This is a genomic window from Spongiibacter thalassae (genome assembly GCF_012272835.1).
Lineage (GTDB): Bacteria > Pseudomonadota > Gammaproteobacteria > Pseudomonadales > Spongiibacteraceae > Spongiibacter > Spongiibacter thalassae.
This window is the reverse complement of record NZ_JAAWWK010000001.1, coordinates 534591-547406: the sequence shown is the minus strand read 5'-3', so window position 1 is coordinate 547406 and position 12816 is coordinate 534591. Positions and strand designations below refer to the sequence as shown.

At 59.0% G+C, this 12816-nt stretch carries 12 protein-coding genes; 8 read left to right on the top strand and 4 right to left on the bottom strand.

The genetic code is table 11. The features are described from left to right. The first annotated feature begins 27 nt into the window (after positions 1-27). From HCU74_RS02280 to HCU74_RS02245, 8 genes are all read left to right on the top strand, one after another. Positions 28-771 (top strand): hypothetical protein, encoded by a 744-nt coding sequence (locus tag HCU74_RS02280; protein WP_168448768.1) that lies wholly within the window; start codon positions 28-30, stop codon positions 769-771. A 321-nt stretch (positions 772-1092) separates the two neighbouring features. Continuing rightward, positions 1093-2073: an AraC family transcriptional regulator ligand-binding domain-containing protein gene (locus HCU74_RS02275; RefSeq protein WP_168448767.1), complete on the top strand. Its 981-nt coding sequence runs from the start codon at positions 1093-1095 to the stop codon at positions 2071-2073. An 82-nt stretch (positions 2074-2155) separates the two neighbouring features. After that, complete coding sequence (gene imuA, locus HCU74_RS02270; RefSeq protein WP_168448766.1) at positions 2156-2947, top strand: translesion DNA synthesis-associated protein ImuA; 792 nt, start codon at positions 2156-2158, stop codon at positions 2945-2947. A 6-nt stretch (positions 2948-2953) separates the two neighbouring features. Then, the gene (locus tag HCU74_RS02265; protein ID WP_168448765.1) at positions 2954-4429 is read left to right on the top strand and encodes a Y-family DNA polymerase; all 1476 of its coding nucleotides are present in this window, start codon (positions 2954-2956) and stop codon (positions 4427-4429) included. 4 nt (positions 4430-4433) lie between these two features. Next, entirely contained in the window at positions 4434-7514 is a 3081-nt protein-coding gene (locus tag HCU74_RS02260) for an error-prone DNA polymerase (protein ID WP_168448764.1), read from the top strand. A 109-nt stretch (positions 7515-7623) separates the two neighbouring features. Further along, a complete protein-coding gene (locus HCU74_RS02255) occupies positions 7624-8772 on the top strand; it encodes a sensor histidine kinase (RefSeq protein WP_168448763.1) in 1149 nt (382 codons plus the stop codon). Continuing rightward, positions 8765-9172, top strand: coding sequence for a response regulator (locus tag HCU74_RS02250; RefSeq protein WP_168448762.1), 408 nt, complete (start codon positions 8765-8767; stop codon positions 9170-9172). The genes HCU74_RS02255 and HCU74_RS02250 overlap by 8 nt, the downstream gene beginning before the upstream one ends. Continuing rightward, positions 9156-9518, top strand: a complete 363-nt coding sequence (locus HCU74_RS02245) for an Hpt domain-containing protein (RefSeq protein ID WP_168448761.1) — start codon at positions 9156-9158, stop codon at positions 9516-9518. Before HCU74_RS02250 ends, HCU74_RS02245 begins: the two co-directional genes overlap by 17 nt. A gap of 21 nt (positions 9519-9539) precedes the next feature. On the opposite strand, the gene HCU74_RS02240 is transcribed toward HCU74_RS02245, so the two are convergent. The 4 genes from HCU74_RS02240 to HCU74_RS02225 all read right to left on the bottom strand — a co-directional run bounded on the left by HCU74_RS02240 (position 9540) and on the right by HCU74_RS02225 (position 12675). After that, entirely contained in the window at positions 9540-10799 is a 1260-nt protein-coding gene (locus tag HCU74_RS02240; RefSeq protein WP_345889646.1) for a TIGR03862 family flavoprotein, read from the bottom strand. Continuing rightward, positions 10796-11209, bottom strand: coding sequence for a PaaI family thioesterase (locus HCU74_RS02235; RefSeq protein WP_168448760.1), 414 nt, complete (start codon positions 11207-11209; stop codon positions 10796-10798). The genes HCU74_RS02240 and HCU74_RS02235 overlap by 4 nt, the downstream gene beginning before the upstream one ends. Beyond that, on the bottom strand, positions 11196-11702 hold the full coding sequence (locus HCU74_RS02230; protein ID WP_168448759.1) for a PaaI family thioesterase: 507 nt from the start codon (positions 11700-11702) through the stop codon (positions 11196-11198). Before HCU74_RS02230 ends, HCU74_RS02235 begins: the two co-directional genes overlap by 14 nt. 100 nt (positions 11703-11802) lie before the next feature. Next, positions 11803-12675 (bottom strand): MipA/OmpV family protein, encoded by an 873-nt coding sequence (locus HCU74_RS02225; protein ID WP_168448758.1) that lies wholly within the window; start codon positions 12673-12675, stop codon positions 11803-11805. Positions 12676-12816 lie beyond the last annotated feature (141 nt).

Sequence of the window (12816 nt, the reverse complement as noted above, 5' to 3'; positions counted from 1 at the left end):
TTATTAATTTCTTTGCGACTGACCATTATGCTGTTATCTCAATCGACCTTATTCCGATCTGCCCTGCTCTCTGTTTTGCTGCTGTGTTCCGGTGCCTTAAGTGCGGCTACCGACTGTATCAGCGAGCCCTTGCAGGCCCGCTATTCCATCAGCACTCGGCACGGCGATCACACCACCACTCGCGCACTGGAGCTGCTGCGTTATCAGGGCCTGGTGGCCCACCATTTCGCCGACCGTCATATCACAGAGGTGTGGGAGCGCAACGCCACGAAACAGGCCCGCGTTACCCGCCACTTCGACACCGCCCAACGGGGAATCGAATATGCCAGCAATGAAATCGGCGGTGCCGAAAACGACGATGACTGGTCCAGCAAAGTGCATTTAATCAGCAACAGTCGCCTCAGCAGCATGACCCTCACCGGCAGTCAGGGCAGCGGCTGCAAGCGCGTTGAACACTACCATCAGCAACAGGGCGAGCGCAGCGTCTCGCTGGTATGGCGACCGGAACAGCGGCTGATTCAATCGCTGACCATTGAACAGGGCGATCACCGCGAACACTGGCAGCTGGAACAGCAACACCGCAGACTCAGCGACATCGCCGCGTTTTTCAAGCAACGCATGGACTACCAAACCACCGACTACGCCGATATTGGCGACAACGAATCCGACCCGTTTTTGTTGAAAATGATTCGTTTGGGCTTTATCAAAGGCGGTGCGTCCGGTATGTACGACGCCGAGGGGCACGCGCTATCGGGCGGGCATCAGCATTAGGGGACAGACCCCGGGGTCTGTCCCCATCGTCATTGACAGGATGGTTCGCCAGCAAGGCTGGCTCCTACAGGTGAGCTGCCCAACCCCGCAGGAAGCACCAAGCCCGGTGGGAGCTTGCCCTGCAAGCGAATGGCACTCCCCCATCGGGGACAGACCCCGGGGTCTGTCCCCAGCGTCATTGATGGGCTGGCTCCTACAGGTGAGCTGCCCAACCCGCAGGAACTACCGAGCCCGGTGGGAGCTTGCCCTGCAAGCGAATGACTCTTTCTGGCATAGAATCTGCTAAACCTCAGTATTCTCTCTACAGACCGAGCAGGTGCCATGATGCCTTCCGCCTCCGAGGACGAAATTGTTTTACATGCCCTGCAGGAGGCCACGCGGTCTTTGGGCATTGATCTTGAGCACTCGCTTAAACGTCTGGGTTTGTCGCCCAGACTACTGGCGCCGCCGGGAAGGTTCGCTGCCAGTCATTTACTCAATTATCTGCTGGAGGATATGGCGCAGCATTACCATTGTCAGGATCTTGCCCTGCATGTTGCCGACAAGCTTTCGGCGCCGCAGCTTGGTCTGCCTGCCAGGGTGCTTTCGCTGAGTCTGGATCTGGAAAATGGCCTGGATAAGGCCGCGCAATTTCCGGTGTTTTATCGCGACACCTGTTATTGGCAGCACAGTGTGATGGCGGGACAGGTAACCCTGAGCAAGCCCGCCAGCCCCTTTGGCAGCCAATTTTTTCGGCAGCGCAATGTGTTTGGCACAGCGCAGATGTTTATGCTGCTGCGCCAGCTCACCGGCAAGTTGTGGCATGCCGATGCGGTGAGTTTTAGCTTTTCTGATCCCGGCGGTAACTTCACCCAAACCTACCGTGCATTCTTCAATTGCGAGCTGCACTTCAATCAGGTTGTTGATGCCATTCATTTTTCCGACGAGTTTCTCAATTACCAATTCGCCGGGAGCGATGTGAATATGCTGCGTATGCTGGAGGCCCGGATTGTCACCATGCAGAGGGAGTTGCTGCGTCAGCGCGATTTCCTCGACCAGGCACGCCTGCTGATCGACCAGCGGTTGAATTTTTCCACCTGTACTCTCGACGAACTCGCGGTATATATGAACCGCTCAGAGGGCCAGCTCAGTGGTGACTTCGACAGCAGCGGAATGACTTTTGACGCGCTGTTGCACCAGCGCAGGGTAGAGCGGGCCAAATACTATGCAACGGCCCTGCGCGCACCGGCCAATGTGATTGCCGCAGCGCTGTTTCCAGGCAGCAACGAAACAGACTGCACAGCACTGATACCGGAAGGCTGAGTTCAGGCCGACAAATCTGAATTGAACATCCTGCGCAATTCGTATACTGTACATATAACCAGTATTTAATTGCGATAGCGTTATGCCCAAGCCACGCCTTCAACAACTCATGAGCGAGCGTCAGCTGTGGCACGCCCGGGGTGCAGGCGTGGCACGGCGAAACACACAACACAGTGTCAGCAGCGGCTTTGCCGCACTGGATCAGGCCCTGCATCTCGGCGGCTGGCCCGTGCATGGCAGTACCGAACTGCTTTGTTCCCAGAGCGGCATTGGCGAACTGGAGCTGGTGCTACCCAGTCTGGCGGAGCGCAGCCGCCAGCGACCGGTGCTGTGGTTGAACCCACCCCACCTGCCCTTTGCTCCGGCGTTGGAGCAACATAACCTGTCCTGTCATCAGCATTATGTGCTGCGCTGCACCACGCCCAGGGAGCAACTGTGGGCCGCCGAGGAACTGCTGCGCAGTGGCGCATTTTCCAGCCTGCTGAGTTGGTTTGACGGCCGCCCATTGCAAGACCGCCAATTGCGGCGGCTTCACCTTGCCGCACGGGAGGGCAATTGCTGGCACCTGCATTTTCGCGATATTCGCTGCCAACCACAGACATCGCCGGCTCCCTTGCGTCTGAGCCTGAGCGCCTCGTCGCAGCATCTGCATGTTGAGGTGTTCAAGCAGAGTGGCGGCCACGCCGGGCAGCGGCTGCAACTGCCCCGCCCCGCCAGCTTGCTTTGGCAGCAACAGCCCGCCTCAAGCTGGCCGGTATACCGTCAGGCGCCCCGCCGACGACTGAATCTGGTGGCGTCGTCGCGGCCAGAGGGCGCGCTGCAACGTTTGCCGCTCGGCCTCGACACCCTCCCCCGGCCCGGCACTCCCCACTGAACCGCCATGCTATTTCTGTGTCTGCGCTTTCCCCTGCTGGGGTTCGACGCCCTGCCCCCCAACGAAAAGCCACCGGCTGACGGCCCTGCTGCCCTGCACGACAAAGGGCGGATTGTGCTGTGCAATGCCCAGGCTCAGCAACAGGGGGTTGAAGCGGAACAATCGCTAAGCACCGCCCTGAGCATTGCTCCGGGACTGGTCTGTGTGGCCCAGCAAGCCGAGGCAGAGGCCCGCCACCTGCATAATCTGGCGCTGTGGGCCTATCGTTTCAGTGGTGAAGTCAGCCTGTCGCCGCCGAATGGCATTCTGCTGGAACTGAGCCGCTCGCTGCGCCTGTTCAAGAGCCTCGACCAACTTTACCGACGCCTTGTTGCCGCATTTCGCCAGCGGGGCCTGGTCTTTCATACCGGCCTGGCCCATACCCCGCTGGCCGCAGAATTACTCAGCCTGAGCAACACCCCGGTCAAGCACACCGCCAACCGGCAGGGCGAGTTAAAACACTCGGCGCTCCAGCAATTGCTGGCGGCCCTGCCCAGCCACCTGCTGCCACTGCCCCCACGGCAACTGGAAGCGCTGAATAATATGGGGCTGCGCCGCCTTGGCGATGTTCAGCGCCTGCCCCTGGCAGAGCTGCGCAGCCGCTTTGGCAAAGCCCTGCCCGATCTGCTCGAACGCATGAATGGCCGCTGTCACGACCCCCGCCCACTGTTCACCGTTGCCGAGGAATTTCACAGCGAGCGACAATTCGACGGCGGCCTGCACAGCAAGGAGCAGCTGCGCTTTCCGGTATCCGCCCTGCTCAGCGAGCTGGAAAGCTATCTGCAACGCCGACTGCTTCTCAATCGCGAGCTGCACTGGCAATTATTGTATTTAGACGGCAACCGCGAAGACTGGATTATGCCACTGAGCCACCGCGTTTTTCGCCGCCGCTCGCTGATCGATCTGGTAATGCTGGGCCTGGAGCAACGCCCACTGCAAGGCCCGGTGGAAATGCTCACCCTGCACTGCAAACAGTTTCTGCCATTGAACCAGGGCAGCAATGAGCTGTTTAACGACGAACAGGCCCTGCTGGATCAACAGGAAGCCCTGACCACCATACTGGACAAGCTGCGCCTGCGTTTGGGTGACGATTGCCTGCAACAGCTTCACTTGCAGAACAATCACCTTCCCGAGTTCAGCCAGCAATTGCGGGTCTTCAACCCCGCCGACCATTCACCCGTATCCCACCACCCTGCGCCCCCCGTTGGCCTTCGACCGAGCTGGTTGCTACCCGCCCCCGCGCCTTTGTCCCAACGCGACGGTCAGTTGTATTACCAGGGTGCACTGCACTTGCTCCAGGGGCCAGAGCGCATCGACAGTCACTGGTGGCAGCAGCGTCAGGTGAGGGATTACTACATTGCCCAGCGGGAAGACCACAGCCTGTGCTGGCTGTTCAAGGACTGCCTCAGCCAGCGCTGGTATCTGCACGGTTTTTTTGGGTGATGCCATGTTTGCCGCCTTGAATTGCCAGAGCAACTACAGTTTTTTGCAGTCGGCCTCCCATCCCCAGGAGCTGGTGGAACAGGCCGCCGCACTGGGTTACCAGGCCATTGCTCTGGCCGATGAATGCTCGCTGGCAGGCATTGTCAAAGCCTGGCAAGCCAGCAAGCACCACTCAATCAAACTCCTCTGCGCCTCGCGATTTGTACTCGACGACGGCACCCGACTGATTTTGCTCGCCCCCAGCCGCAGCGCCTACAGCGAACTGTGCGCCATCATCAGTCGCGGCCGCCTGAACAGTAGCAAAGGTTGCTATACGCTGAGTTTGCAGGATATTCAGCGCCTCGACAGGGAGTGCCTCGCCGTGTGGCTGGCGGCACCGAATGAAGCCGACTGCGATGCCCAGGCGATGGCATTGAAGGCTCATTTTGGCGATCGGCTGCGACTGGGGGTGGCCCTGCACTGCTCGGCCCAGCAGGAACAATATTATCGGGAGTATTACGCACTGGCCCGTCGCCACGACATCACCATGGTCGCCAGTCCCTACGTGGCCATGCACTGCCGCCACCGCAAGCCCCTGCTCGACACCCTCTACGCCATACGCCTGCACAGCACCGTGCAGGCACTTGGCCAGCAGTTGTTGGTCAACAGCGAGGTCTACCTGAAACCCCTCGCCCTGCTTCAGCGCGACTACCCCGAAGCGCTGCTCAAGGAAAGCTGCGCCCTTGCAGAACAATGCCATTTCAGTCTGGATGAGCTGCGCTACCAATACCCCGACGAGGTGGTGCCTGCGGGCCAGAACGCCAGCCAGTTTTTGCGCGAACTCACCCTGATGGGCGCGGCCCAGCGCTGGCCAAATGGCACGCCAGACACAGTGGCGGCAATGATAGAAAAGGAACTGGGGCTTATTGCCGAGTTACAGTACGAGCACTATTTTCTCACCGTTTACGACATCGTTCAGTTCGCCCGCAATCAGCAGATTCTGTGTCAGGGCCGGGGCTCCGCCGCCAACTCGGCGGTGTGTTACTGCCTGTTTATTACCGAGGTTGATCCCGCCCGCAGCCAGCTGTTATTCGAGCGGTTTATTTCCAAAGAGCGGGACGAACCACCCGACATCGACGTGGACTTTGAGCACGAGCGCCGCGAGGAGGTGATCCAGTATATTTACCGCAAATATGGCCGCAGCCGCGCTGCACTGGCCGCCACCGTTATCACCTACCGCCGCCGCAGTGCGGTGCGCGATGTCGGCAAGGCGCTGGGGCTAGACATGCAGCTTATCAACCATCTGTCGCGCAATATGGCCTGGTGGGACGACACCGCCGAATTCAGCCAGCGCCTGCGCAGTGCCGGGCTGGATGGCAACAGCGCGCTGGTGCAGCACTTCATACAGTTATTGCAGGAGATTCTCGGTTTTCCCCGCCACCTGTCCCAGCATGTGGGTGGTTTTGTTATCAGCCGCGACCCCATTGCCACCCTGGTGCCCCAGGAGAATGCCGCGATGGCCGAGCGCAGTATTATCCAGTGGGATAAAACCGATCTGGAAGCTATGCAGTTGATGAAAATCGACGTACTGGCACTGGGTATGCTCAGCGCCCTGCGCAAGAGTCTGGCCTATATCAGCCGCCACCGGCGAACGCCCCTGCGGATGATGGACATTCCCCCCAAGGATGAAGCCACCTATACCATGTTGTGCAAGGCCGACAGCATCGGCGTGTTTCAGATTGAATCCCGCGCCCAGATGACCATGCTGCCACGCCTGCAACCGCGCTGCTTCTACGATCTGGTGATTCAGATCGCCATTGTCCGCCCCGGCCCGATACAGGGCGGCATGGTGCACCCGTTTTTACGGCGGCGACAGGGCCTTGAGAAAGTGGAATACGCCAGCCCCGAACTGCGCAAGGTACTGGAACGCACCCTCGGCGTGCCGATTTTTCAGGAGCAGGTGATTCAACTGGCAATGGTGGCGGCGGGCTTCAGCGGCGGCGAGGCAGACCAATTGCGCCGCGCCATGGCCACTTGGGGGCGCAACGGCCACCTGGAAACTTTCAAGCAAAAGCTGATCGACGGTATGTTGGAACGGGGCTACAACCGCGACTTTGCCGAGCGTTTGTTCAGTCAGATGAAGGGCTTTGGCGCCTACGGCTTTCCCGAATCACACTCGGCCAGTTTTGCCCTGTTGGCCTACGCCTCGGCGTGGATCAAGTGTCACCACCCCGCCGAGTTTTACTGTGGCCTGATGAACAGCCAACCGATGGGGTTTTATTCCAATTCACAGCTGTGCCAGGACGCCACCCGTCACGGCGTGGAGGTGCGCCCGGTGTGTATCAACCACAGCCACTGGGATCACCAGCTGGAGGACGATGTGGCACCGGCAGCAATTCGGCTGGGGCTGCGCATCGTAAAAGGCCTGAGCCGCGACAGCGCCGAACAGCTCTGCGCCCGCCGGGAACAGGGGCTGTATCAATCCATTGCCGATTTCAGCGCGCGGGTACCGTTGAACAAGGGCGAACAGGGCAGCCTTGCCCGGGCCGATGCCTTTCACTGCTTTAACAGTCACCGCTTTCAGAGCTATTGGCAATTGGCTGAAAGCCGCAGCAGCGGTCCCCTGTTTGCGCAGCTGCCAGCCAGGCACGGTGCGCTGGAGCTGCCCTCGCCCAGCGAACAGGAGAATATTGCCGATGACTACCAGCACACCGGCCTGAGTCTGCGCCGCCATCCGCTGGCCCTGTTGCGCCACCTACCGGACTTCAAACACTGCCGCTGTGCCGCACAGCTGCGCCACATAGAAGACGGCCGCTTTATCAGTGTGGCCGGTCTGGTGACCTGCCGGCAACGCCCCGGCAGCGCCTCGGGTGTGCTGTTTATCACCCTGGAGGACGAAACCGGCAACAGTAATATAGTGGTCTGGAGCGCCGTGCAGCAGCAATTCCGCCAAGCCATTTTGCAGGGCAAAATACTCCGTATTAAGGGGCGCCTGCAAAAAAGTGATGCCGGCAACAGCGAGCCGGTCATTCACCTGGTGGCGATGCAAATCGACGACTTTACCCCGCTGTTCAAGTTCGACAGCTATTCCCATGACTTTCATTAGGGGTCTGTCCCCCCCCCACAGGGCCCGTGGCGTAGGTAGAATCCCCGGTTTTCGACGCTCCGACGCAGGCATACCCTGAAAGGAAACCCCCTCCGATAAGTCTGCGCACATGATGAGCAACCGGGAAGACGTCAAGGATTTACTGAATCGCACCAAAGCTATCGTCGAAACCATCGTCGATGGGGTAATTACTATCGACCATCAAGGTCTGATCGACACCGTTAACCCGGCAACCGAAAAAATCTTCGGCTATCAGGCCGAGGAGCTGATTGGGCGCAATGTCAGCATGTTGATGCCGGACCCTTATCAGCGCGAACACGACGGCTATATTGGCAATTACCTGAATACCGGCCAGAAGAAAATCATCGGTATTGGTCGGGAGGTCAGCGGTCAGCGCAAGGACGGCAGTATTTTCCCCCTGGAGCTGGCGATCAGCGAAATGGTGGTGAATGAGCAGCGTATGTTCACCGGTGTGGTCCGGGATATTTCCCAACGCAAGGAAACCGAGGAAAAGCTGCGCGCCGCGATGCGCCGGGTACATGAACAGCGGATCAAGGACGAGTTTATCGCTACCGTCAGTCACGAGCTGCGCACCCCGCTCACCTCCATTAAAGGTTCTCTGGAGCTGATCCGCTCGGGCAGTGTGGGCGCTGTTCCCGAACAGGTGAGTACCCTTATTGAAATCGCTCGAAAAAACAGCGAGCGCCTGCTACTGCTTATCAACGATATTCTTGATATTTCGAAGATTGAATCCGAGCAGATGAATTACCGCATGATCCGTATTCCGGTGCGGGCGTTTCTGGAATCAGCCATTAGTGATAACCGCGCCTACGGCAGCCAGCACAGTGTTGAATTTCGTCTTGGCAACTGCTCATCGAAACTGAATATGTACGCCGACCCCGACCGAATGATGCAAGTGATGAACAACCTGATGTCCAATGCCGCCAAGTTTTCCAAACCCGACTCCCATGTTGAGCTTTCGGCACAGGAGTGTGACGGCGGTGTTCGCATTTGTGTAAAAGATGAAGGCTGCGGCATTCCGGCTACGTTCAAAAGCCGTATATTCGACAAATTCACCCAGGCGGACAGTTCAGACCAACGCCAGATCAGCGGCACCGGGCTGGGACTGCATATTTCCAAAGCCATTGTCGAGCAACACGGCGGCAGCTTGAGCTTTCACTCGGAACTCCACCAAGGCACAGAGTTTTATATCGACCTGAAAAACCCCTTTAGCGACGAGGCGAAACCCGATGAATGATGGCAGCCCACAACTGCAGAGGGTGCTCTATATCGAAGACGAAGAGGACATTCGACTGGTCGCCCAGATCGCCCTTGAGCAAATCGGCGGTCTCACCACCAAAACCTGCGCCAGCGGCCCGGAGGGGCTGGAGGCGGTGGATACCTTTGTGCCGGAACTGATTTTGCTCGATGTGATGATGCCCGGCATGGACGGCCCCAGTGTGCTCGGCAAGCTGCGCCAACGCCACGCGCGCAACGATATACCTGTGGTATTCATTACCGCCAAGGTGCAACCGGACGAAGTCCATCGCTTCAAGGAAATGGGCGCAGAAGCGGTCATTACCAAACCCTTCGAGCCCATGACACTTGCCGCTCAACTACAGGAGATATGGAGCCATTTTCATGCGCACCGGAAATGATATAAAACAGGAGGTGAACGTCCAGCTCGCGCAACTACAGCGGGATTACATCGCCAAGCTGCCCATCAAAATCGCACCGGTCAATCAGGATTGGCAGTCGCTGCAACTCACCGGCGAGGACGAGATCACCATCAAAAACATGCAGCGAAAGCTCCATGCCATCGCGGGCACCTCATCAACCCTGGGGGTTGAGCAAGTTGCTGCGCTGACCTACTGCATTGAGGAACTGCTGGATAGAGGCTCGTTGACCCCGGAATGTCGGCAGGCCATCGCCCAGCGCATGAACGAGCTGAACCAACTCATCGACAGCAATACCCTTGAAGCCAGCCCCATGGTATTTAAGTAGCGTGCCGTATCCGGCCACCACCTAAGCGCGCCCCTTTGCCGCCGCTGAATCTGTCAGGTAGGCCACCGCGCCGCAGCCCGCCACATACCCTGTTGCATAGCATGCCGTTAACAAATAGCCTCCTGTCGGCGCCTCCCAGTCGAGCATTTCACCGGCGCAGAAATAGCCGGGGGCAGACCTTATCATCAGGTGGTCATCAACGGCGCTGAAACACACACCACCCGCCGTACTGATCGCCTCGTCGATGGGCCGATAGCTGGTCAAGGTTTGCGGCAAACGCTTTAACAGCGCGGCCAGACTGGCGGTATCCTGCATTTGCGCTTTGCTGCTCAGCGACTTCAGCAGTGCGGCTTTGGCACCCTTGATACCGAGCTTGCGCAGGGTGTTGGACACCGATTCGCCGGCCTTGCGCCCGCTGAAAACAGCATTGATTTTTTCGCTGCTGCTGCCCGGCAACAGATCCCAATACACTGTCGCAGCGCCCCCGGCGTCTATCTGGTCACGGATCGCCGCCGAGACGGTGTAGACCAGACTGCCTTCGATGCCATAGTGGCTAATCAGGGCGTCGCCCTGTTTTACCTCCCGCTGGCGGTGCTCACCGTCACCCTCCACAGAGAGGCCGATGTTTTTCAAGGGACGGCCATAATGCTCCGCCATCAGCGGCTCAGGCCAGGAGTAGTTAAAGCCGCAATTACTCGGTTTAAAGGGCGCGCAGGCAATCGCCCTGCGTTCAAACAAGGACAGCCATTGCCCGTCTGACCCGAGAGCCGACCAGCTGCTGCCACCCGTGGCAAATACCGTGACATCGGCCCTGGTAGCGATCTGTTGGCCGCGGTGGTCAAACACGCAGTCACCATTGTCGTTCCAGCCGACCATGCGGTGGCGGGGATAAAAACTGACATTCGTCGCGCGCAATCGCGCCAACCACCGGCGCAGTAACGGGGCGGCCTTTTTTTCCAGCGGAAACACCCGCCCGGAGCTACCCACAAAGGTGGTCACACCAAGGGTTTCGCACCACTGTTGCAGGGCCGCGCTATCGAACCGGGCCAGCAGCGGCTCCAGTTCCCCTTGGCGCTCGCCAAAACGGGACAGAAAGCGTTGTTGGTCTTCGCTGTGGGTGATATTCAGGCCGCCGATACCGGCCCGCAGAAATTTTCGGCCCAGCGATGGCATCGCATCGTACACCGCCACCTTAACGCCGGCCCCGGCCAATTGCTCTGCCGCCATCAGCCCCGCAGGGCCACCACCAATAATCTGAGCGGTTTTGCCGTGCAAGGTCACCAGGGCGTGTCCTTCAGTAAAAACTGCACCCGCGCCATCGCAATGGGCGAGGCTTCATCCTCCTGCCAGGCGGAAACCCGCACGTTAATCATGCGCCGGCCCAGGTACACCAGCTCACAGCGGGAGTGGGTGTCGCAGAATTTACCCGCGCGGACGTAATCCACACTGTAATCCACCACCTTCGGCACCCGTTCGGCGTCGGTGTGCTGCAATACCAGGCTCATCGCCGACAGTTCCATAAACCCGGCGATGGCCCCCCCGTGCAGGGCGGGCAAGGTGGGGTTGCCGATATTGCTTTTCCTTGCGGGCAGCAGGCAGCGCTCGGGATCGCCGGTGAGTTGAATGCCGAGGGTTTTGGCGTAGGGAACACGGTCGAGCAATTTGAGTAAATTCGCCTTATCCACGGCCATTCTCCCTGTGCTGTCGCTGGCTCTCGCGAAATTCCCGGCGCAGCTCGTCAAAGGTTGAAGACTCAAGCCGAAAAAAATTTCCCACCGACGCCGCGATCGGTCGTTCGAAGTCGCCGTGATGGGCAATACCACGGGTGAAAATAACCGACTCGGTCACTCGGTACACTTCGGCGTCGGCGTAGACCATCCTCCCCACGGTGGCAGGGCGCATATAGTCGATGCGCAAGTCGATGGTAGGGGTCATGCCGAGGTCATCCAGGGCGGTGGCCGCGGCAAAGCCGCTACAGGTGTCCAGCAACGCGGTAATCGCACCGCCGTGAATTACCCCGGTTTCCGGGTCGCCGATCAATCCCTCGGCATAACCCATCGACATGCACACTCCGCGCTGATCGACGCGCTCCACCCGCAGGCCCAGGGTATTAAAATGATCGCCTTTATTGGATGTAATCATCACATCCATAAAGCGACGGAATTCGTCATAATCTATGGCCATGTCTGCTCCCATCGAGGCCAAGGGTCACGGTTGACCGTAGCACCCGCGTATCTTACCGATAGCCGAACAGGAACTCTAATTTTGTGGCCGGTCAGCCCTGTTACAGTTCACTGACAGGTTCGCTCACCATTCGCTGAGAGCGCCACAGTGTTCGGGAAAAGGACAGAAAGAGGTAGTGCCCGTGGTTCTGGCGAAACAGCGGGCTGTCGTCGAAGGCCACATTGTGGAGGTCGAAGTAACGATAACCCACACTCCAGCGCCAGTCGCGGTCAGGCTGCCAGCGCAGTGAAAACCCGGCACCGTAGCCGCTGTGGCCCCGCTCAGCCTGATAGGCCGGGCGCTCTGGCAGGGCGTCTTTGTCGGTCACCGTATAAAAGTGATCGTGGTAACCCCGGCTGCCGTAGCGCCATTGCAAAATGCCGTCGACCTGCAAGCCTTCGCCGAGCTGGCTGATCCAGCGTAGCTCAGGGTTCAATAGCCAGCCCTGATAACCCAGTTTCAAGGTATCTTCCACCGACACCAGCGCCCGGGCGTTCAAGCGCAGCTGAAATTGGCGGTCTTCATCGTCGATAAATTTCACCCGCAGTGACGGCCCCAGTTCAAAGCTTGGGTCGAGGTCTTCCATGCCGCGACGGGCCTCGTTGTCATCACTGTTCACCGGCAGGCTGCCACCGGTAGACACATCCAGCTCAAGGTGGGAACCTCGGTACAGCATGCCGCGCAAGCCGCCGCGTCCGGCGCGCAGGTATTCACCGCGATACACGACGTAGGGTATTGGCCATACGTACTCAGTCTGCTGGTCTGCGCCGGGGTAATCCGGCAGGCTAAAGGCCGCTATTCCCGCTCCCAACTCCCATTTAGGCAGGCTTTCGGCCTGCCCTGGATTCGCTACCATCAGCCACAGGCCCCACACACTCAACCATCCCGGAGTGCTGTATGACCACCGACGCTGTTTCTTCTTCTGAGTCTTCACATGCTCCCCCGTATACCGGCGCGGCGACATTGCATCGGGCAGGTAATCCCCGGTGCCGCAGCTCAGATACAGGGTAGCCGAAATCCGGCGAAGAGGAATCAGTAACAGGCAGGGACAAGGGATAAGAGCACAGAGAACACC

What these genes read in the sequence shown, in the direction of transcription:
- HCU74_RS02250 (WP_168448762.1), top strand. Translation starts at nt 8,765, where the DNA reads ATGAATGATGGCAGCCCACAACTGCAGAGGGTGCTCTATATCGAAGAC.
- HCU74_RS02275 (WP_168448767.1), top strand. Translation starts at nt 1,093, where the DNA reads ATGATGCCTTCCGCCTCCGAGGACGAAATTGTTTTACATGCCCTGCAG.
- imuA (WP_168448766.1), top strand. Translation starts at nt 2,156, where the DNA reads ATGCCCAAGCCACGCCTTCAACAACTCATGAGCGAGCGTCAGCTGTGG.
- HCU74_RS02260 (WP_168448764.1), top strand. Translation starts at nt 4,434, where the DNA reads ATGTTTGCCGCCTTGAATTGCCAGAGCAACTACAGTTTTTTGCAGTCG.
- HCU74_RS02230 (WP_168448759.1), bottom strand. Translation starts at nt 11,702, where the DNA reads ATGGCCATAGATTATGACGAATTCCGTCGCTTTATGGATGTGATGATT.
- HCU74_RS02245 (WP_168448761.1), top strand. Translation starts at nt 9,156, where the DNA reads ATGCGCACCGGAAATGATATAAAACAGGAGGTGAACGTCCAGCTCGCG.
- HCU74_RS02280 (WP_168448768.1), top strand. Translation starts at nt 28, where the DNA reads ATGCTGTTATCTCAATCGACCTTATTCCGATCTGCCCTGCTCTCTGTT.
- HCU74_RS02265 (WP_168448765.1), top strand. Translation starts at nt 2,954, where the DNA reads ATGCTATTTCTGTGTCTGCGCTTTCCCCTGCTGGGGTTCGACGCCCTG.
- HCU74_RS02235 (WP_168448760.1), bottom strand. Translation starts at nt 11,209, where the DNA reads ATGGCCGTGGATAAGGCGAATTTACTCAAATTGCTCGACCGTGTTCCC.
- HCU74_RS02255 (WP_168448763.1), top strand. Translation starts at nt 7,624, where the DNA reads ATGATGAGCAACCGGGAAGACGTCAAGGATTTACTGAATCGCACCAAA.